This is a genomic window from Clostridium sp. UBA7339, from assembly GCF_002470865.1.
Lineage (GTDB): Bacteria > Bacillota > Clostridia > Clostridiales > Clostridiaceae > Clostridium_J > Clostridium_J sulfidigenes.
In genome coordinates this window covers 1-19,100 of sequence record NZ_DKPI01000003.1, presented here as the reverse complement: position 1 = coordinate 19,100, position 19,100 = coordinate 1, and the positions used below count along the sequence as shown (strand labels likewise).

The 19,100-nt window shown below is 29.4% G+C and carries 22 protein-coding genes and 1 pseudogene; 3 read left to right on the top strand and 20 right to left on the bottom strand.

Features of this window, described 5'->3' with window-relative positions; all coding sequences use genetic code 11:
• The 9 genes from B2S02_RS00360 to B2S02_RS00320 form a co-directional block, all read right to left on the bottom strand.
• Entirely contained in the window at window positions 1-2,079 is a 2,079-nt protein-coding gene (locus B2S02_RS00360; RefSeq protein ID WP_346847993.1) for an efflux RND transporter permease subunit, read from the bottom strand.
• A gap of 459 nt (window positions 2,080-2,538) precedes the next feature.
• The gene (locus B2S02_RS00355; protein ID WP_346920114.1) at window positions 2,539-3,006 is read right to left on the bottom strand and encodes a hypothetical protein; all 468 of its coding nucleotides are present in this window, start codon (window positions 3,004-3,006) and stop codon (window positions 2,539-2,541) included.
• 80 nt (window positions 3,007-3,086) lie between these two features.
• Window positions 3,087-3,218, bottom strand: coding sequence for a GNAT family N-acetyltransferase (locus B2S02_RS00350; RefSeq protein WP_198028539.1), 132 nt, complete (start codon window positions 3,216-3,218; stop codon window positions 3,087-3,089).
• Between the two features lie 277 nt (window positions 3,219-3,495).
• Window positions 3,496-3,891: a hypothetical protein gene (locus tag B2S02_RS00345; protein WP_346847991.1), complete on the bottom strand. Its 396-nt coding sequence runs from the start codon at window positions 3,889-3,891 to the stop codon at window positions 3,496-3,498.
• Window positions 3,892-4,212: 321 nt separating this feature from the next.
• Complete coding sequence (locus tag B2S02_RS00340) at window positions 4,213-4,431, bottom strand: LexA family protein (protein ID WP_346847990.1); 219 nt, start codon at window positions 4,429-4,431, stop codon at window positions 4,213-4,215.
• Between the two features lie 104 nt (window positions 4,432-4,535).
• On the bottom strand, window positions 4,536-5,444 hold the full coding sequence (locus tag B2S02_RS00335) for a glycoside hydrolase family 25 protein (RefSeq protein ID WP_346920113.1): 909 nt from the start codon (window positions 5,442-5,444) through the stop codon (window positions 4,536-4,538).
• Between the two features lie 51 nt (window positions 5,445-5,495).
• Window positions 5,496-5,741, bottom strand: a complete 246-nt coding sequence (locus B2S02_RS00330; RefSeq protein WP_346920112.1) for a phage holin family protein — start codon at window positions 5,739-5,741, stop codon at window positions 5,496-5,498.
• A 15-nt stretch (window positions 5,742-5,756) separates the two neighbouring features.
• Window positions 5,757-5,990 (bottom strand): hemolysin XhlA family protein, encoded by a 234-nt coding sequence (locus tag B2S02_RS00325; protein WP_346920111.1) that lies wholly within the window; start codon window positions 5,988-5,990, stop codon window positions 5,757-5,759.
• Window positions 5,991-6,392: 402 nt separating this feature from the next.
• Window positions 6,393-6,605 carry a hypothetical protein gene (locus B2S02_RS00320; RefSeq protein ID WP_346920110.1) on the bottom strand — a complete coding sequence of 71 codons (213 nt, stop codon included), beginning with the start codon at window positions 6,603-6,605 and terminating at the stop codon, window positions 6,393-6,395.
• 427 nt (window positions 6,606-7,032) lie between these two features.
• On the opposite strand from B2S02_RS00320, the pseudogene B2S02_RS18275 reads away from it, so the two are divergent.
• Window positions 7,033-8,333, top strand: a pseudogene (locus tag B2S02_RS18275) (IS110 family transposase).
• A gap of 104 nt (window positions 8,334-8,437) precedes the next feature.
• Here B2S02_RS18275 and B2S02_RS00300 read toward each other — a convergent pair.
• The 10 genes from B2S02_RS00300 to B2S02_RS00255 all read right to left on the bottom strand — a co-directional run bounded on the left by B2S02_RS00300 (window position 8,438) and on the right by B2S02_RS00255 (window position 16,507).
• Window positions 8,438-9,520 (bottom strand): hypothetical protein, encoded by a 1,083-nt coding sequence (locus tag B2S02_RS00300; protein WP_346920106.1) that lies wholly within the window; start codon window positions 9,518-9,520, stop codon window positions 8,438-8,440.
• A 1-nt stretch (window position 9,521) separates the two neighbouring features.
• The gene (locus B2S02_RS00295) at window positions 9,522-10,574 is read right to left on the bottom strand and encodes a siphovirus ReqiPepy6 Gp37-like family protein (protein ID WP_346920105.1); all 1,053 of its coding nucleotides are present in this window, start codon (window positions 10,572-10,574) and stop codon (window positions 9,522-9,524) included.
• A gap of 3 nt (window positions 10,575-10,577) precedes the next feature.
• On the bottom strand, window positions 10,578-11,432 hold the full coding sequence (locus B2S02_RS00290; RefSeq protein ID WP_346920104.1) for a phage distal tail protein: 855 nt from the start codon (window positions 11,430-11,432) through the stop codon (window positions 10,578-10,580).
• Window positions 11,425-13,464, bottom strand: coding sequence for a hypothetical protein (locus B2S02_RS00285; protein ID WP_346920103.1), 2,040 nt, complete (start codon window positions 13,462-13,464; stop codon window positions 11,425-11,427). The genes B2S02_RS00290 and B2S02_RS00285 overlap by 8 nt, the downstream gene beginning before the upstream one ends.
• Before the next feature lie 42 nt (window positions 13,465-13,506).
• The gene (locus B2S02_RS00280) at window positions 13,507-13,653 is read right to left on the bottom strand and encodes a Com family DNA-binding transcriptional regulator (RefSeq protein ID WP_346920102.1); all 147 of its coding nucleotides are present in this window, start codon (window positions 13,651-13,653) and stop codon (window positions 13,507-13,509) included.
• Between the two features lie 72 nt (window positions 13,654-13,725).
• On the bottom strand, window positions 13,726-14,322 hold the full coding sequence (locus B2S02_RS00275) for a bacteriophage Gp15 family protein (RefSeq protein WP_346847979.1): 597 nt from the start codon (window positions 14,320-14,322) through the stop codon (window positions 13,726-13,728).
• The gene (locus tag B2S02_RS00270; protein WP_346847978.1) at window positions 14,322-14,663 is read right to left on the bottom strand and encodes a DUF6673 family protein; all 342 of its coding nucleotides are present in this window, start codon (window positions 14,661-14,663) and stop codon (window positions 14,322-14,324) included. Before B2S02_RS00270 ends, B2S02_RS00275 begins: the two co-directional genes overlap by 1 nt.
• Before the next feature lie 15 nt (window positions 14,664-14,678).
• Window positions 14,679-15,173 carry a hypothetical protein gene (locus B2S02_RS00265; RefSeq protein WP_346847977.1) on the bottom strand — a complete coding sequence of 165 codons (495 nt, stop codon included), beginning with the start codon at window positions 15,171-15,173 and terminating at the stop codon, window positions 14,679-14,681.
• The gene (locus tag B2S02_RS00260) at window positions 15,166-15,606 is read right to left on the bottom strand and encodes a chloramphenicol resistance protein (RefSeq protein WP_346920101.1); all 441 of its coding nucleotides are present in this window, start codon (window positions 15,604-15,606) and stop codon (window positions 15,166-15,168) included. The genes B2S02_RS00265 and B2S02_RS00260 overlap by 8 nt, the downstream gene beginning before the upstream one ends.
• A 466-nt stretch (window positions 15,607-16,072) precedes the next feature.
• The gene (locus B2S02_RS00255; RefSeq protein ID WP_346847975.1) at window positions 16,073-16,507 is read right to left on the bottom strand and encodes a sigma factor-like helix-turn-helix DNA-binding protein; all 435 of its coding nucleotides are present in this window, start codon (window positions 16,505-16,507) and stop codon (window positions 16,073-16,075) included.
• Window positions 16,508-16,836: 329 nt separating this feature from the next.
• On the opposite strand from B2S02_RS00255, the gene B2S02_RS00250 reads away from it, so the two are divergent.
• The gene (locus tag B2S02_RS00250; protein WP_346847974.1) at window positions 16,837-17,280 is read left to right on the top strand and encodes a helix-turn-helix domain-containing protein; all 444 of its coding nucleotides are present in this window, start codon (window positions 16,837-16,839) and stop codon (window positions 17,278-17,280) included.
• A 52-nt stretch (window positions 17,281-17,332) separates the two neighbouring features.
• Window positions 17,333-17,761, top strand: a complete 429-nt coding sequence (locus B2S02_RS00245; protein WP_346878750.1) for an ImmA/IrrE family metallo-endopeptidase — start codon at window positions 17,333-17,335, stop codon at window positions 17,759-17,761.
• Between the two features lie 97 nt (window positions 17,762-17,858).
• On the opposite strand, the gene B2S02_RS00240 is transcribed toward B2S02_RS00245, so the two are convergent.
• Window positions 17,859-19,100: FAD-dependent oxidoreductase (locus tag B2S02_RS00240; protein ID WP_346920100.1), on the bottom strand; the 1,242-nt coding region annotated here is incomplete at its 5' end.

The following is a 19,100-nucleotide window of genomic DNA, read 5'->3' as shown; positions in this document are numbered from 1 at the left end:
TTATGCAGCCTCCTCAACATTTTTTATAAAACCTTTACTTGTTTTTATTATTACTTTCTCACTAATTAGCAGAATTCCTGGTAATACAAATAAAATTACAAACATACTTATAATTGCTCCTCTAGCCATTAATGTACATAGAGAACTTACCATTTCCAGTTTAGATATAATACCAACTCCAGCTGTAGCCCCAAAGAATGTCAAAGCGCTAGTAATAATTGATCTAGATGAGCTTTGAACAGCTATTCTCATAGCATCCATTTTGTTTGATGACATTTCAAGTTCTTCTTTAAATCTAGAGGTTAATAATATAGCATAATCCACTGTAGCACCTAATTGTATTGTTCCTATCACTATTGACGCTATGAAAGGAATTACACTACCTGTATAGAAAGGAATACCTAAATTTATAAATATAGCAAGCTCAATAGCAATAACTAAAATTATCGGCAAACTTAATGACATAAATACTAGTGCTATAATTATAAATATAGCTACTATAGATGCAATACTAACATTTTTAAAGTCTATATCTGAAATTTTGATTAAGTCATTAGTCAATGGAGCTTCTCCACTTACTAATCCATCAGAATCATATTTTTTTACTATGTCGTTTATTTTTACAAGTTGTTCCTTTACCTCATCAGTTGCTGCCTTATATTCTGAGTTTACTACAAAAAGCTCATAGCCTCCTGATCTTATCTTTTCTAATAAATCTTTTGGTATAAAGCTCTCTGGTACCCTTGGTCCTAATATTTTCTCTAGAGCAATTACTGAGGATACCCCATCTACCTGTTCTAGTTCATCAGCCATGGCTTTAACTTTATAGTTATCAAGGCTATCTTTAATTAAAATCATGTTTGTAGATGTCATTCCGTAGTCATTCTTCAACTTATTGGTTCCCACGATAGATGGTAAATCCTTTGGAAGGGACTCATCTAAATTGTAATATACTTTAGCATTAACCTTACCTATAAATGCAGGAATAAATACTAATATTCCTATTAGTACACAGGCTTTATGGTGTTTTACCACAAATTCAGAAGTCTTCTCAAAGGTTGGTAGTAAAGTTTTATGTCTGTATTTATGAATAACCCTATCAAATGTAAGAATTAAAGCAGGTAAAACAGTTACTGTACATATAACTCCAAGTAATACTCCTTTAGCCATAACTAGCCCTATATCTTTACCAAGAGCTAAGTCCATTGTACAAAGAGCTAAAAATCCAGCTATTGTAGTTAATGAACTTCCTGCTACAGAAGTCATTGTATTTGCTATAGCATTTGCCATAGCTATTACTTTGTCCTTTTGAACTTCTCTTTCTTCATCATATCTGTGAAGTAAAAAAATTGAATAATCCATAGTTACTCCAAGTTGCAATATTGCTGACAGAGCCTTAGTTATATAGGATATCTCTCCAAAAATAATATTACTTCCCATATTATAAATTACTGCAATTCCTATACTCCCTAAGAATATAACTGGTATTACCACTGAATCCATAGTCAGTGCTAGAACTATTAAAGATAATACTACTGCTATTAATACATAAAATGGAGTTTCCTTATCTGATAAGTCCTTAGTATCTTTAACTATTCCAGCCATCCCACTTAGAAAGCTTTGTTCTCCAGCAACCTTTCTTATATCTTCTACAGCACTTTGTGTAATAATATTAGCACTACCTTCCTCTAGCATTATTACCATCATAGTTGAATCCTTAGCATAAAACACATCTTGTATGCTACTAGGAAGTATATCCTTAGGAATTGGTGAATCCAAAACATCATTTATCCATAATACCTTTTGTACTCCTTGAATTTTTTCCACCTTTTCCTTTATTTTTGCTACATCCTTATCTTCCATACCTTCTACTATCAGCATACTAAGTGATCCACAATCAAAATCTCTTTTTAGAATCTCTTCTGCTCTTACAGTTTCTAAATCATCTGGTAAATAGCTTAGTATATCGTAATTAATTTTAGTCTTAATAAACCCCAATACAGATGGAATAAGTAATAAAAATGCTAAAACTAAAATTATAACTCTACTCTCAGCTATCTTCTTAGATATCTTTGCCATAGTTCATGTCCATCTCCCTTTCATTAATATCTCTCAATTTTATACCGACCAGTCAGTTTCATCAATTGTCACTTACCTTAGTTTTCTTCAACTTCCCACTATTTAAAACGTTTTCATGGCACATTATCTTAATTTATCTTAATTTATCTTCACTTTTCATAGCATCATCTCTTTTTAAAGTAATATTTTTACAACAATGAATTTCTAATCCTATTTTCCTTCAATAAAAATTAACTTTATTCTTTATCTCCATTGAGAATCGTCATTCTGATCCCAATGAAATTTTCTGAAAATTGAACCTATATTTCATATATATAAATATCTTCATTAAAAGGAAAAAGTACATTAACAAATTATTTACTTATTAACAATTAGTAACAACATATGCTTACTATTAATATCTATTTTCTTTATAAAAATAAAAATAGCAAGAATTAATTTCTTGCTATTTTGCATACACTACATTGCCAAATCTATGAGAGAAGATTTAATTATTGGCATACCTTTTTCATTTTCCCCTTTTAATACCCCATAAATCCTAACTACATCTCCGTCTGATATTTTTAAACTTTTAAAATTAAGTTTTCCTAATTCCCATGTAACTACATAAGACTTGGCCTCTTCTCCTTCATTTTGTGTGATTATGAAATTAGTTTTGTCTATATTCTCCCCTAAAGAATCTATTGAAGATACAACTCCTACTGCAAATACTTTTTCTCCTTCTAATTCTCCACTTTCTACTTGTGAACTTTGAACTTGTATTGCAGTATCTCTTATATCTATGTTTACATTATTATCTTCTACTGGTTCCTCAATTTGAGTTCCATTGCTTTCATCTTTGTTAGAGTTTTTAATAGACTTATTGCATCCTACCATGGAAGTAACGACAACACCTAAACACATTATAATCAACAATACTTTTTTCATTTTTTCATCTCCTATATTTTCTCTATAAGCTATATATATCAATGTCAACGTGAAAATAATACATTATTTTTAAAGATAAATTATGTATATGTATCATAAGGTTCATATTTTACAACTTTGGAATTAGATAAATATTCATATAAATCCTCATGGTCATCTATTGTAAACTTACGCAGTAAAAGCCTATCAGTATATAAATATTGTTGCTCCATTTTGTAACCCTCCATTTAAAATTATTATTACAATATTATGGTACCTAACTCCCACCGCTTGGTCAACATTTTTTTCTAAATTTTCTATTATTTCCATAAACAATTTTATACTCAATTTAAATGAAATAAAAATAAGGCTAGTAAGACTTTCTTCAGTCTACTGCCCTTAATTTCACTTTTGGTAAATTATATAAATATATTTTATAATTAAAACATTTTTAATTTAGCTAATTTAAAAATTTATCTTGAAAATATGATAGTAGCACTTTTAGAATCACTAACCAATTCCTAATGCTACGTTTACCATTTTATTTGTCCTTGTAGATGCTGCTATTATCTTTTCATAGAGTTCATTGTCATTATATCCTTGATTTAAATATTTATTTTCATAATACTCAAAAGGTAGATTAGTATTATTAATACTTAATTTTTCTGCCAACATTCTATCTGCCATTAGCTTTCTAGCTTGTGCTCTATACTTATTTCTTAAAAAGTGAGCTTGCTTTGCTTGTTCTTTTATTGATAATGATTTATCTATTTCATTAATAATGTTTTTATCACGTTTATTATACCATATTCTTACTTCTAAATTGTTTAATTTCCCTATTAATTCCGTGTATCTATTAAAATTATTTGCTGTTCTTACCGCTTTAACCTTTCTTATATATTTCATTCTTTACCATTATATCATATTTGTTAAAATCTTTCAAATTGCACCTTTATATACCCCCTTTACTCACATCACCTATAATCTGAATTCCTTCAAACCTGCATTAATAAAACAACTATTTAAATAGTTAAATAGTTTCCTATATAAATTATAAAGTCAGTTAACATTCATTTAGTCATTTCTTTGTACTACTTATAAACATCTAATGTAGTTTCTTTTAAAAACCACATATAAACTTAACATCTATATTTCATATTTAAAAGACTAGGTCTCAGTATAATTAACCTAATCTTTACTCGTATAAAATACAATCCTATTAAAAGTCTATATGTTGTATTCTTTTACTACTCTTATACTCCTTGGAGATTCTCTTTTTCTTGTTATATATCCCTTTTCTTCAAGCTTATTTAAATGTGCATGAACTGTAGATGTAGATGTTATACCTACAATATCACATAACTCTCTAACTGTTGGTGAAATACTCTCCCTTTGTACATATTCATTTATGGCATTAAGAACTATCCTTTGCTTTTTAGTCAACATTTTATAACCCCCTATAAATACATTTTATCAAACATTTGTTCCCTTTTCAATTATGTGTTTATAATAAGACTAATAAATATTTTACTCCCTACTAGCCTTAAATATTATTTACCTAACTTCTTACAATAATCTATAGCCTTATCTAATGTTTCCTCTTTATTCTTACCCTGGATAAGTACATTTGTATAACCACTCTTATTCTTAGCCTCTCCTACTGCAATAACTGTTTTATATTGTCCATAATGTGCATATGGTCTTAAACAGTTTATTGTTGGACAGTTAATCCTATCAGCTATTACCTCAGCTATTGCCTGGTCTGTTGCATTTGAATATTGTATAATATAATCCATTTTATTTTCCTCTTTACTATCTGTATTAAGTTTTGGTTTTTCTGGTTTATCTATGTTATCTTTAGAATTAATTAGTCCAGGATAATCAACATAGCAATAGTTCATATCTACATTACCACTAATGCCATTTACTCTTCCATCACTAGCATATTGCCACATATCATGTTTACCTTTATAGGTACAAGTTGTATTATATTGAGCCACCCACTTAACCCATTTATTAAACCTGTTATCTGTTAGCTTATTATTAAACCAGTATGTATTTGCATAAATACCTGCCCAATAACCAGCTTTTTCTATAGTATTACAAAATACCTCTGCAATATCTGCTATAAATTTATTAGAGCATTTCCCTGTAGTCCCTGCATCTTCTAAATCATAATAAACTGGATAATCTAATTTATAACCTTTTAATAATCTTAATACATGATCTGCCTCAGACTTAGCTTGAGCTATTGATGCTGCATAAGAATAAATATAAACTCCAAATGGTATTCCAAGTCTTGTACATTCCTTAGCATTTCTATGGAATTGCTTGTCATCCTGGCTTATTATGTTATCACCATATCCTACACTAAAGATTGTATAATCTATCTGACTTTTAACCTTATCCCAATCAATAGTCCCTTGGTGATGTGATACGTCTATACCTCTTAATTTCATAATCAATTCCTCCTTAAATATAAAAGAGTGAGATTGCTCCCACTCTGTAAACTACTTATTAATTTGTTTTATAAGTTGATTTGTATAAACACTAACACCTACTACTAGAACACCTTGAATTATAGCATTTATACCAAAGCCCATAAGTGCTATAGCTAGACCTATACCTATAGGTAATAGTATTAATGGTATATATTTATCTTTTATTCTCTCAATTCCTTTTAAAATCATACCTATAATATAAAGTACTGGTATTAAAATTAAAGCATTTTCTGTAATGTAATTAATAAACTCCATAATTATCTCTCCTTCCTATTTAAATAAATTAGTTTGAATTGCATAAAAAAAGAACCCTAGCAAACTTGTAGCCATGAGTCCTATTAACCAATTTATACTCTTTGTCTGTGCTTCAAGCTTTTCACAGAGATTATCCATCTTAACATCTGTAGCAGCTCTTCCTCTTTCAAGTTCATCAATACGTTCACTATGATTATTAATTCTTTTCTCATGTATTTCTAACTTATGCTTTATTAATTCATCATTCATATTTCACCTTTCTAATTTTAAATTTATTCTTATAATTATTTATATTATCTATATACAAACTCTATACCTATAATTGATTTACACACTCCCTCCATTATTACTGATATATTCATACTTACACTTCCAATTTAAGTTCAAAAAATTTTCTCCAAATTAAACTATAAAAAATCTTTTGTTTAATGTTCTTAATAGCTATGTTATGCCAATTCTTATGCATGCTGATGTAATCTCTATATAATTTTACGCTTCACTTATATATCTATCCTTTAACTATACTTATATACTTTATTATAAGTAAAAGAGACCAGAATTAAATCTAATCTCTTTTCTATTAAATCAATTCACAATATCCTTCTATTACGAATCTAATGAAAATAAAAAGCCTTATGGCTCTATTTCTTACTATTTATTATCCCATAAATTAAGTATAGTACTCAAATAAGGTTCTGGAACTTCTCGTCTTAAATCTTCTATTCCTTCTTCTGTGTTAGGATATGCTCTTCTCCATTGTTCTCCAAAAGGGTATTCTACGCCATCTTGAATTACTACTTTTTGCCTAACTATCGAAACCCCCTTAGTACTTAACATATCTAATATTAATATTTCTTCTATCATAATTACTTAACCTCCTTGTATAATGTAGTCATAACCTTTGATAGAAAACTAAACTCATTTCTAACGAACATTAAAACTCACATCATAAATTTTATTTGTATTTTATAAGATACCTCACCTAATGCCTAACGGCACCAAATGCATATCTTTAATTTTTAGTTTTTTATCACAATCCCGATTAGGGATCTAACCAAATTAAATTATATTTAGTATAATACTCCTGAATAGAGGATAGATGTAAACCTCCTGGGAAGCACGTAGTGCTCATACCCGTAAATTAGCGTATCATTCCATCAGGTAGAATTCTATGTTTAGCTAGTTGGGTTTCCTTATGGGAATTACCCGTGTCACAAACAAGGTTATAGACTAACTGATAGATTGGATGCTCTATTCTATCTCTAAATTAAATTTAAAGGAGATATTCACTATGTCTAAATTTTTTAATAATCCTACGATTGGAATTGATGTTTCAGCAGATTTTTCGTATGTTGCAATACTAGCACCTAACGGTGAAATCCATAAGAAATCTTTTAAAATAGAACACACTCTTAGTGGCTTCAACCACCTTTTAACAGAAATAAAAAAAGTGGAAGAAGAGTTTAACATGAAAACTGGCATTTTCATGGAGGCCACTGGCGTGTACCACTTATCTCTTTTCCACTTTCTTAATAAAAACTTCGATAACACATTTGTTATCAATCCACTCATTACTAAGTGTAACAAAAATATGGATATAAGAAAAGTGAAAAATGATAAAAAAGATGCCTTATCTATTGCTAAAATAGGTAATTCCAAAATATTAAGCTTTCACAAGGCGTTAGTCTAGATGTTTTTCTATTAAGATCTCTCGTTAGAGAGTATTATAAATTAACTGATACCTGTTCTATATTTAAGAAAAAGCTATCTGCTGATTTAAGAGTAATTTTTCCAGGCTATAGCACTGTGTTTTCAAATGTAACATCACTTAGCTCAATTGCTATACTAAGTAACTATCCTTCTCCTAAATCAGTGCTAGATGCACCGAAGGATGATATCTTTTCTATACTTATTAATAAGTCTAGAAAAGGATTAGCATGGGCTGAAAAAGTTTATTCTAAATTATATATCGTAGCTAGTGATGCTGCATTTATTGGCTTACCCTTATCGGGTATATCTTTTAAAATAGCTAGCAATTTATCAATAATAAATACTCTAGAAACAGAAACTAACAACTTGATAAATGAAATTAAAAGTTTAATTAAATCTACCGATTTTCCAAAACAAGTTAGAGCTAATATTGAACTTTTAAAATCAATTCCAGGTATAGGCGAATTAACTGCTATAACTTTAGTCGCTGAAATAGGTGATATCAATGGTTTTATTAAACCTAAGCACCTTATTGCTTTCTTTGGAATAGATAGCTCTGTTAATGAATAAGGAAAGTTTAAAGGTAATCAAAATAAAATCTCTAAACGAGGAACTCGAATTGGTAGACGAGCATTATATGCTGTTGCTCTTGCATCTATTAGAAAAACTCGTAACGGAGTTCCTATCAATAAAGTTTTACTAGATTACTATGAAACTAATCTTAATGGTAAAAAAGCAAAAGTTGCCTTAGTTGCTATAATGCATAAGTTACTAAACTACATCTTTGCTGTCTTAAGAAATCAAGAACCTTTTAACTTAAGAGATCCTAAAATTCATAAACAAATGTTTTTAGAAAATAAAGCGACAGCTAACGCTGCTTAACTATTCCATTTTCTGTGATCGTTCGTGTTTTAAAACAGTCTTTTTGTTATGCAAATTTTTATAGAAATAATTTTTTGTTTTTTACTTGACTATAATTAGCTGGTCTAAACTTGATAAAATAGTATACCCGATAAACCAAATGATTGATTGAGCCAACCGAGCTGTACTGCTCCAGTACTATTTAACCCTATTCCGCTTCTCTCTAGATAATAAGAACCTCCCGAAGTTGTATGTCCTTTTAGATACAAGGTATCCGCAGTTGTATTCACGACACCATAATATGACAATACATTACCGAAAGCTATTTTACTTAAATCTCTTACATATGGAAGCCCCTTTAACAGTATTAGTTGTGAACTCCAAGCAGTATTATAAGAGGATACGGTTATAGTATAAAATGCTATAACCAAATTACCGATTCTCACCCAAGTACTACCTGTAGTATTTGCACCTATACTATTACTACCTGAACCTGATGTGTACAAAACAGGTGTCCATGTACCATATTTATAGTCCGCTTTTTCCGCCAATTCAGAAGTATGTGTATCAATCTGTTTCTGTAAATTTCCAGCTGCATCAGTACTTAACTGATCTTTAACATGTTGAAACCATACTTCAAAGGAGTTATCATATTGAGCAAATAAATCTGTAGTATCTATATTTTGCATTGGATTATATACATAACCGCAATATTCTTGTATAGCTCTTAGATCTGTTATATTTGCTTGTACTATTTGGGTTGTACCCTTTTTAACTAATACATCTGCAAGCCCTAACTCCCATATATCATCATCCCTTTGTAGGCTAGGTGCTGAATATGAAGTAGTTCCATATGCACCCTTTTTTATCTCTATAGATATTTTTCTATTTATCCTATCTAATCTTGTTACAATTCTATCTATTCTATTTAAATCTGAACTTGCTGGCTCAAGAATTATTTCTCCATCAAAATTATCATAGGCATAATAACCATTTATAAAACAGCTACCTGCCTTTACTTTCAATTTCATCAAGTCATTAACCATTACTTGAAAATTATTTGATGGATTGGCATATACCCCATTACTTAAAAATTCACTATGATATTTTGCAAAATATTCTTCATCCACAGCCCTATCATAAATAGGAAGCCCACTTTCGTCTATATCTACAATTTCGCTAGGAAATATTCCACTTATAATTGACATTTTATTTCACCTCTCTATTTAATTTTTGCATTATTGTTTTTTCTTCTTTACCAAATACTATAGAAATATCATGCTTATTATTTTCATATACTTCAGTTATTTCAGTAATTCGCTGATTAACTACTATACCTAATTCATTATCTATATAACTAAATAAATCACCTAAATCATAATCTACTTTATATTTAAGATTAGATATAGAATTAACTGTCGTATTAACATTTTCAACATTTCCATATTCATATAGTTTTTCAATTCCCTTTTGATATAATACTTTTTTATACTCCTCTATGGTTAATTCATCTTGTTTATCTCTGACTTCGAAGAAAATTTCTCTTCGCTCATTACCATTTGTTAAATCTACAGCAATAATTACTTTAATATCTCCCCCTCCTTCGCCAACTACATAAGCAAAGTTTTTATATTCTTTATGATTACACTCATAGGTAGACGTAGAAATATTCTCATATTCATCACTAAATACAACAATTGAATTTGAACTTTGATTTTCCGTTCTATCTATTCCTTGCCACACCTCAAAATACATTTTATCCTCTTCATAATTGTATTTAACTCTTATAGATAAATCCTGAGTAGCTACAATATCATATATTTTTTTGCATAGATTTTCATATTCAACTTGTAATGCAATACTTGCACCTAGTCCATTCGCATTACCTAATTGAAGTTTATTTATAGGTTTATTAGCAATTGCAAAGTTGTTTACAAGATTTCTAACAATATTTTCAGCTGTTCCATTCAGATTTTGTATTTTATCTATAACTCTATAACTAAGTAAAGCCTCTATAAATCTACCTTTAATAGTACATTGACTATCTTCCTTTATATAAGAATAAGTTTCTATAATTCCAACTTCTCTGAAGCTAGAACTATAAATATATCCTCCCTTTCTTAATAACTGAAAATATTTTGAATCTATATATAACTCATACTCCCCAACATTGTAATATCTTCTAGTCCATATAAGAGATGTGAACTCATCTATAAATCCTATTGGTTCAAATTTGTTATTTAGTATAATTAGTTCTACCATGTCCTACACCCCAAAGAATTCAGCTGTCCACTTTGGATAAACATTAAGATTTGTATATCCTTTATCAGCACTATATTTTAATATATTTTCTCCTACCTGCATGTCAATAAAAGAGCTAGAACGATCCATTTTTTGAGAAATATTTTTCCCATTTAGTTCTATCATCTTATTCCCTTTATTCGTATTAATTGTGAGAATATCACCAGGCATCAAGTCCACTACTATCCTTAAAAATTTTCCTGTAGTTAAGTTTTCTATCTTTGGGTTCCTCACCTCACCCTTTGCTATAAATGAGATAATTAACCCTGTCTCTTTATCTCCATTATTAATTATTGTAGCCTCTTGTCTCAATACTTTAGCCGACATAATCATACCACTTGCCGGAATAGTGAAAGGTACAGTAATACTATTAATTTTACCAGCCATATTCTTACTAAACTCTCTCTCATCTTTAAAAAATGGATTAGGACATATCAGATTAATAATAAATTTAAGTGGATCATATAAATTCTCTCTACTATCTTTAAATCCTGCTACCTCATAATTAATTACCCTCTTAACTCCAGAGTAGTTTACATATAACTTTCCAGTTAAATAAGGATTAAAAAATCTAATTAGGTTTTGTCTTCTTGTTTCTGTATCCTCTGTTGATGGATATTCTGCTGTAATAGTTATAAGTCTTGATTCTACTCTTTTACTTTTAACAGTCCCACCATCAAATTGTGCATTATTTACAATATCTACACTATATTCTGAGCTAGAGATTCCTTCTATATTTATTAATTTGTATAATTTATCCTTGCCAATCTCTAAAATCTTGCCATTACATTCTAATTTAATATCTATATACTTATCCAAATGCAAGCTCCTTTCTTTGTATTTTTATTGCTCTTGCAACTTCAGATGGTGATTTTACTGGTTGGTATATATTAATAATCTCATTTACACCGTTATCATTATTATTTACTATGGAATATGGAGTTTCCATAGCAGCTCTATAACTAGAGTTCATTGCCATATTGCCAGAAACCTTAGTAGTTTCAAAATCAATTGTAGCTCTCATTTTTCTTGTTAGATCCTCTAGATTACCATCTACTTCTTTTTCAAGATTTGGAGTTTCTACATCAATACCTACACCAATACCTTTAATAAGGTTTTTACCTATCATATCTCTAAATAGAGTTGATGGTGAATGGATTCCAAAAAAGTCTTTAAATCCATTTGCTATACTACTGGCTACATTTTTTACTGTATCCATCACTGCACTAACCCCTGCTAGGAGACCATTTTTTAAACCCTCCAAACAGTTTATACCTATCTGTTTCCAATCAGCTTGAGCAAAAGCTCCTATAATTGCAGCTATTATAGTAGGTATACTACCTACTAGAGTAGGTATTGCTACAATAAGTCCTTGTACTAGAGCCATTATTATTTGAATTGCCGCACTTATAATTGCTGGCAAATTATTTATGACTCCTAATACTATTCCATTTATTATCTTTGGAATTTCCATAATTAATTGTGGTAATGCTCCAATTATTCCTTGTATTAGAGCCATTATTATTTTAATAGCTGCATCTATAACTTGTGGAAGATTTGTTATGATGGTATTTACTATATTTAATAATGCTTGTACGGCCATTGGAATTAACTCTGGTAACATTGCTGCTATTCCATTAATAAGTGCTAAAACAATTTGAAATCCACTTTCCATAATTAATGGCAAATTTTCCGTTATCAATGTCATAATACTTATAATAGATTCTTGTGCTAAAGTTATTAACTGTGGAATAGCTTCTACTAATCCTAATAACAATTCAGATATTAAAGTAATTCCTAGCTCAAATATACTAGGTAATATGGTAATAATACCCTCAGCTAGCTGCATTATTATCTGTATTGATGATTCTGCTATTAACGGCATATTTTCTTGGAATCCAGCTATTAATGATTCTATAATCAAAACTGCAATATTCATAAATTCAGGAGCCTTGTCAGCTATGCCTGTAATTGCTTGAGTAAATACATCTCCAACACTACCTGCAAGTCCTTCAAATCCACCTTCTTGGAATGCTGAAGATAGCTGTCCAATCATCCCTGTTGCTGAAGCTGTTATTTCTTTTAATGGGCCATCTATGCTATCACCCATATCTTTTCCAAGACTCATAAGTGAGCTTTTAAATATAGTAACTTCACGGCCTAATCCATCTTCCATAGTTGCTGCTGATGCATTTAAGTCTTCTATTTCTTTCCCTGCATTTTGACTAAAATCAGCTATTTTAGATACTCCTTGTGCAAACTGTTCTCCAGCCTTTATTCCATAAGATCCAACTTTTCCAATAGCTTTAATAGTACCACTAAAAGCCGTTGATGCTACCTTTCCAACTTTAGATGATATATTTATAAGCGCACTTGCTCCTTCTTTACCGACCCCAGTAGCAATCTTTAGAAAAGCTCCTTTTCCTGATATTCCTACTTCAGAGCCTATTCTTTCAAAAGCCTTTTTAGCACTATCTATAGTTGAAGATGCCATTTTAAACCATTTTGTTTCTTTCATTACATCTGTTACTAATATTGTACAAAGCTTAATATCAGTTTTTAGTGTATTAAAAGTTCTTCTTACTTTTTCTGAAAGCCCTCCTACTTTTTCTTCAAAAGTTTTCGCTATAGACTCAAAGAAATTTATCTTAGAAAACCCTTTGTTTAACCCTTGTCCAATTTTACCCATAGCAACGGAGTTAGCCTTAATTATTTCTTTTCCTGCTCCAGTAACTAATTTAGAAATGATTTTTGTACTTTTCTCTTTAGCTTCTTCACCTTGTGATTCTAAATTTTCTAATATACTTTTTAATGTTAAATTTATCTCTTCATTTATACTTGTATTTGACATAATATCACCTGCCTTTTATAAAGCAGGCTATGGCTCACTACTCTATGGTGTGGCTCTAAGCTCTGGCTTTTTTATTTCTATATTTATTAACCTCTTACATCTACTACATTTTATTTCTCCTTTGATGTAATCAGCTTTAATTAATAATTTATTACAAAATGGACATTTTACTTTTACTATGCAAATCACCTACCTTTACTAATAAAAAGTGCCTAGTTTTATAAGCACTTTTTATTAGTTTTTATAGTTAGAATACTAAAATCAAAGTATTCCCCTTAAGTCTCCATTTTCCATAAGAGCATTTTCAATTTCTGTTACCTTTTGTTTTTTAGATTTACTCATTGGAATAGCATAAATTCTCTTCATATTACTATAAAAATCCTTTTGTTCTTTGCTCATATTGGTATTTATAGTCATAGATCTATATCCCATAATCTTAACTATTTCATTGTCTTCCTTTAAAGCTCTAAACATGGCTTTAAATTTCCACCAATGTAAATCTTCTATATCCTGAAGGTCTATGTCATATTGGGTTAGAAAAGCGGAGTAAATATAGTCATCGTCATATTCAAAACTATATGCTCTTGTACTCTTACCCATAGATACTCCACTACTTCCTTCATTAATATCTTTTCCACCTCTATAAAACCAAAGAATTTGTTTAATTGCTTCTTCTAAATTATCTGGTATTACTGGATAATATAGAAGAAGAGCATTATATATCTTTTCTTTATCATCAAGCTCATCATCCTGAATCATTATCTCAAACAAAATGGATGTACGAAAATCATAATTAATCTTATATTCTCTATTATCTATTTCAACTTTTCGAGGTAAAACATCAATTAAAATATTCATTATTTTTTAGAACGTCTTTGAATTCTATTAGAAGAATACTTATTAGCAATGAGTTCAATTTCTTTATTTTTCTCATTTATGCCTGTTATTAGAGCCTCAAAAGCCTTTAAACATTCAAGTAAGTTAACTTTATCTCCAAATACTCTTTCATGAGTACCTTGTCCAAAAAGTTCATCAAAAACTTTAAAGATGGCTTTGCACTGAGTTCTTATCCCTTCTCCAATTGACATACCCTTTGTTTCTTCTTCTATATTCATTACTTTTTTTATTGCTTTATCATATTTTTCTGCAACATCGGCATCAAATATATCTAATTCTAGCTCAATTCCATTAATATTCATTAAATATTCCTCCTACTAAATTGCAGTAAATGTTTTTGTTGCAGTATTGAATGTACCTTCTATAAAATCTCCTACTGCATTTAAGTTTCCTGATACCACAATAGTTTCTCCGCCTGCTCCAGCTAATCCAGCAACTTCACAACTTACTATAAATTTTCTAGCCTTATAAGTATTCTCACTTCCTTCTATTGGTTGAAATAGTTCAACTTTAACATAGTCAAATTGTGCATCTGCACCTGTAAGATGATTTCTTCCAACATTGTATAATGCCATTACTGCCCCTTCACTTTTAATTAAATCTGATGTGAATGGGAATTGTGTTTGGTATGACTTAATTGTAGTTGACGATGATTTATCGTTAATATAAACTTTAGTATCAAGTTGAGCTGCTGGATTTTCATCTAATGTATTAAATCCAGCTCCCATTAATTCATATTTTTCTACACCTGTTGATCCACCTATATTTATATAATCTGCTATTTGATGTCTTTGTATTGATTCTCTACTCATTATTTTTTCCTCCTTCTTGGTAATATACCAATCTACATTCTATTTTATATTGTGCTTTATCTAGATTTTTTTCGAAAACATAACCATTTGTTAATGCTTCTATTTTTTGTGCCACTCTCCCACTATCTAGTACTGGTAGATTATTAAGCTCTGATTGAAGTTCTAGCCACTTAGCAAAGTTTTCATAGAATTTACTATTAGCTATATTTTGTACTACATCTTGTCCGCATACTTCCCTACTGACAAACATGAAACAGTATTGTCTAAGACTAGTTCCATCAATATACTTTTTTAAAATTTGTTCTCTAGGAAGTTCTTCTATCATATAGGATACTGTATTTTCACCTAAGTAATTAATATTAATACCATCATTAATATTTGCTAGATAAGGACAGGTTCCTATATATTCTTTGATACTTTCTACTATATTCATTTCTACCTCCTCTACTGATTTATATATTTTTAATATCTATTAGCTATTTATTAAAATCATTGTCACAGTTTAAGACTTTGGTTACTAGTTTTTAAAATTGAAATGGTTTATCTAGATCCTATTTAGCTAATAAAATTTAAATATATATTTTTATTTACTTTAAATTAGAGGCTATTCTTTCTTTTTGAATTATCCTAATGTATTTCAAAGAATTTATAAATCTTAATATGAAAGTCACCGCATTGTTATCACCCCTTTCCTTTAGCTCCATTTCTTATTTGTTAATAAAACTTTTTAACCATAACTCATAGTGATAAATTAGTAATCTAAACTTTATTATTCTTATTTTAAAATTTAAAACTAATTTATTATCTTAAGACTCAACTTTTAATAACTTATCACCACTGCGATGATATTATTCTAGCACCGCTTTAACCCGATTATATAAAGAGAGTTTAAAAGGAATTTATAAAGAATTTATAAAGAATATATTTGCAAGAGATTTAATAGCTTTTGACTTTATTGCTGATACATATTCTTCTGTAATATAAAGCTTTGCCGAAATATTTCTATTACTTTCCTTCTGAAAATATCTCATTTCAATAATACTTCTTTCTCTATCTGTAAGAATTTCTAGAGCATTTTCAATCTTTTTTATTTCAGCTTCTTTAACTTTTATAGCATAATTTAATCTGTTAATTTGAGCCTCTTTTCTTATTATCATGTTTTCCACTGTTGAAGTAATTTTATTAGTTTTTCCTGTCTTCTCCACGTAATTTACACCAATTCCGTCATCATATTCATTTTCTAGTAACTCTATATCTAGTTTTATATTTTTAATTTCTGCTTTCGTTTGATTAAAGTTATAAAGCATAGTTTCAATTTTTTTATTCATATTCATACCGATCCCCCTTGAATTTAATTCAATTTTTATTATTTGTTCTTGAAATATTATATTGATTTAAATTCAATATAATATTTCATTTGTTAAAGACATATTTCAGCCTGCACTCTAATTATAACGTGATTTACTATTATTGATTTATTTATCTAAATATACTTCATTTCTTATACAACCCCCATATTTGAATTTAATTCAATATTTATATTTTGATTTTATTGAATTAAATTCAAATTGTCAAGTCGTATTGAATTTTTTTGATTTTATTTCAACTTATATTGATTTTACTTCAAATATGGTTATAATATAATTATAGGAGGTGTAAATATATGAATACACTGGGTATTAGGTTAAAAGAACTTCGAAAAAAACATGGATTAACACAAAAATCATTAGCAGATATTCTTTTAATAGATAATAGCTCAATTTCTAAATATGAGAATGATAAAGCAATACCAGAAAATGAATTGCTTCAAAGAATTGCCGATTTTTTTTCCGTATCTGTAGACTACTTACTTGGTAGAAGTGATATATCATCACCTAAAAAATCAACTTTTGATGATTTAGAATTAAATCCCAAAGATAAAAAAGATATTGAGAAAATTTTTAACAGTACCTTGGAGTCTTTAGAAAATCAAGAAGGACTTATGCTTTCCGGTAATCCTATTAATGATGAAGACTGGGAATTATTAAAATCTGCTATTCAAAATGGAATTGAGTATGCTAAGAAAATGAATAAGATAAAATATACCCCTAAAAAATATAAAAAATAATTTTAAACTTTATTTCGTAAAATTTAATGATATTTTGGGGGGGAATATAATCTTGGAAATTTCAAATTTAGTAAATAACTTAGTAAAAAAATATAAAACTAATGATCCTCGAGAATTATGTGATGCTCTTGGAATAAATGTTATGTACGAAGATTTAGGGTCTATTCATGGATTTTATCAATATGCTCCAAAAAATAAAATAATTCACTTAAATATTAGATTAAGTGAAATGGATATGTTATTTACTTGTGCTCATGAACTTGGCCACGCTATATTGCATAGTAATTTAAATATACTTTTTCTAGAAAGTAAAACTACTCAAGTTAAAGGTAAATATGAAATGCAAGCTGATCAATTTGCAGCTGAGCTATTGATTGATAAATCAATAATACTTAATTATGAAGGTTTATCTATAAACACTATTGCTAAATGCGAAAATATAGATATAAAATTTTTAAAACATAAATTTTTATATAAATGAATTATTAAAAGTTCATCAATAAAACCATCAGGATATATTTAATCTCATATCTTGATGGTTTCTGTTAAATAGATTTATATAATAAATATCATATATTTTATACTAATTTTTGATTGAAAATATTATCTAACTCCAACTTCCTTACCTTTTTTTGAATTTCTTCTGACTCTAAAATATAAAGTTCATTATCCTTCATTCTCTTAAAGTACTCGGCTCCTGCAAAAGTATATCTATTTCTTCTACCTTCTGTAGTTTGAACCTTTTCATTAGCATAAGCTATAATGTCTCCAGTAGCTAAATTTCTTGGAAGGGTTAAAAGTGGCATTCCAAGCTCATTTCTAACAGCATTATGTCCTGCTAATGAACCAGTTGTTATGGCTTCTGTATGTCCTACAAAAAGCCCACTTTTTTCTCCAGCGCAGAATAAATTATCAAGTCCTACAACTTTCATCTGATTACTTCTTGGTGCAACTGATAAATATCTAATGGAGTTTCCTTTACCACCTGCATATGGATCTACAAATTTTGCCTCTTCAAGACCTTCAATTTTTCTAAGTTTATCTAAGGGATAATAAGAAGTCATTAACTTAGCATGACCAGTATCTAAAAGTACTATATTTTCCGCAAATTCCTTTAGTGCATATTGTTGACAAACCTTTTGCTTTAACTTATCCGTATTTATATCTTCTGGTGGAACCTTTAATACTACTACTCCTGTTTCATCTAACTGTTTTACTATTTTCTCTGATAAGCTATCCTTCTCCAACTTGCATGATCCACTGAAAGCACCAAATACATCTTCCTGTCTTTCACCTTTTATATCTTCTATACCTGCTCTATAACTAATACTTACTCTTGGTCCAAAGGCTGGGCATCTTAAAATACACATAGAACAACCATTTCCATAGCGTAAGCAATTTCCCATAGGTCCTGTAGAACCAGTAGTTTCTACAAAGGCATCTGCTTCTATATATTCACCATTACTAAGATAAATTCCCTTTATATTAATCCCTTCCATATTTACATCTACTACACGGCTTACAAATCTAACTTTTATTCCCATTTTTTCAATGTGTCTTCTTACCGCTGGCTCTATTCTATTTACATTGTAAAGCCATGCATGTTCATGTCCTGGAAAATCTATATTTTTGTGGAGTGTATTAGCATCAGTTATGTTGATTAAATCTCCAGCTCCTAGAGCTATAAGCTCCTCTGCTGCAGTATACCTTCCATTATTCCTCATAATTCCGCCAACATTTCCAAGTCCTAGTAATAAATCTGTTTTTTCAAATATTTCAACTTCAGCTCCGGCTTTACGTGCAGAAATTGCAGCTGCACA